The organism is Streptomyces fuscigenes (assembly GCF_021556455.1).
In the GTDB taxonomy this organism is placed as follows: Bacteria; Actinomycetota; Actinomycetes; order Streptomycetales; family Streptomycetaceae; genus Streptomyces; species Streptomyces fuscigenes.
The window spans coordinates 1-1,945 of the sequence record NZ_JAKGCV010000689.1; the positions used below are offsets into that span (position 1 = coordinate 1).

2 protein-coding genes are annotated in these 1,945 nt (G+C 75.0%); one reads left to right on the plus strand and one right to left on the minus strand.

Going from position 1 to position 1,945, the window contains the following annotated elements; genetic code table 11:
- A partial coding sequence (locus L1885_RS27770) for a serine/threonine-protein kinase (RefSeq protein WP_235799903.1) occupies nt 1-916 on the minus strand: 916 nt, incomplete at its 3' end.
- 357 nt (nt 917-1,273) lie between these two features.
- Here L1885_RS27770 and L1885_RS27775 point away from each other — a divergent pair.
- The coding region (locus L1885_RS27775; RefSeq protein WP_235799904.1) for an FHA domain-containing protein at nt 1,274-1,945 on the plus strand (672 nt) is incomplete at its 3' end.

The window sequence follows — 1,945 nt, forward strand, 5'->3', positions numbered from 1 at the left end:
TGGGCTCCGGGTCGGGCGCGAGCAGCGCGGCCACGCCGAGCGCCGCGTCGGCCTGGGCGGGCGTCGCGTGGACGCCGATGCCCGGGGCCACCGCGCGCAGCGCCGTGGCCAGGTTGACGGCGCTCGGCCGCTCGTCGGGGTTCTTGCGCAGGCAGCGCTCGACGACCGTCCACAGCGGCTCGGGCACGGTCGTGGGCCTGCGCGGCTCCTCCGTGAGGTGCCGCTGGAGCACCTCCAGCGAGGTGGCGCCGGCGAACGGCGGGCGGCCGGTCAGCAGCTCGTAGAGCAGGATGCCCGCGCCGTAGATGTCGACGGCCGACGTCTGCGGGCGCCCCTCGGCGGACTCCGGGGCGATGTACGCGGGCGTGCCGACGAACTCCGCCGTCCGCGTCAGGCCGGGCGAGTCCGCGAGGCGTGCGATGCCGAAGTCGGTGAGCATCGGGTGCAGCTGGTCGCCGTCGTTCTTCAGCAGGACGTTGGCGGGCTTGAGGTCGCGGTGCACGACGCCCTGCGCGTGGCTCGCGGCCAGCGCGTCGGCGATCTGCGCGGTGAGCAGAGCGGCGCCGACAGGCGAGAACGGCCCGTTCTCGCGCAGGTAGCGGTGCAGGTCGGGGCCCTCGACCAGGTCCATGACGAGCGCCAGCAGATCGCCCTCGACGACCAGGTCGCGGGTGCGCACGATGTTGGGGTGGGTCAGTCTGAGCAGGACGGAGCGCTCGCGCAGGAACCGCATCACGACGTCCGCGTCGTTGGCGAGCTCTTCCTTGAGGACCTTGATCGCGACCGTCTCGCCCGGCTGTCCGGGCACGGCCGCCTCGGCCCCGGCGGTCTCCCGCTGCGAAGCCCTCCACACGGTGCCCGTGGCACCGCGTCCGAGCGGTTCCTCGAGCAGGTACTTGCTGCCTACCGGCCGCACGTCATGTGCTCCCTGCTGATAGCGATCACTGCATCGTCCCGCGTCCCGGGGACCGCAGACCACTTTAATGCCGCCGAAAGGGTCACCGAGCGTCGTCGTCCGTGACTCTCGCGGGTGATCGAGCCGGCCCGCGTTCAGGGGAAGGACGCGAGCATCGCACGGATGGTTGCCGTAGCACGGTCCCTCGCGCGCGGGACACGATCCCAAGCAGGCATTTATGCACGCACAGCCGACCAATCAAGATCACTTCGAGCCGGGGCCCGGGCGTGTTGTCGGCGGCAGGTGCGAGGATGCCTACACCCACCGGCGGGCGCCACGGCCGCCTGACTCCCCGCGCAGAAGGGACCGCTGACGGCGATGCAGATCCGGCTGACCGTCCTCGCGCCGGGGCGCGCAGGCAGCGCCTGCGACGTACTGGTCACCGCCCCCGCGGGCACCGCGCTCGCCGCGGTGGCCTCCGGTCTGGCGACGGCCGTCCTCGGCCCCGACACCCCCGGCACGACCGTCCTGTACGCGGGACGTGAGCGGCTGGACGACCGGCGTGCCGCGCTCGGCGTGCCGCCCCTCGTCGACGGCGCCGTGCTCTCGCTCGGCGCTCCCGGCGAGGACGAGATCCGCGTCACTCCCGACCAGGAGCCCGCCGCGCAGCTGCGGGTGGTCGCGGGGCCCGACGCGGGCGGGGTGCACCTGCTGCACGGGGGCCGGGTGGTGATCGGCCGCTCCGCCGACGCGGACGTGCCCCTGGACGACCCGGACGTGTCCCGGCTGCACTGCGCGGTGACGCTCGCGCCGGACGGCACGGCCGCGGTGGCCGACCTGGGCTCGACGAACGGCACGACGGTGGAAGGTGCCGCGGTCGGCTCCGCGCCGGTGCCCCTGCCGCGCGGCGCGGCGCTGCGGCTCGGCGAGTCGACGCTGATGGTCGCGCCCGGCCCGCGGGAGGCCGCGCGGGAGACGGCCCCGGACGGCGAGGGCCACCTGCGGGTCGCCGCGGCCGGTCCGGCCCTCGCGGCCGGCGCCGTCTCCCGC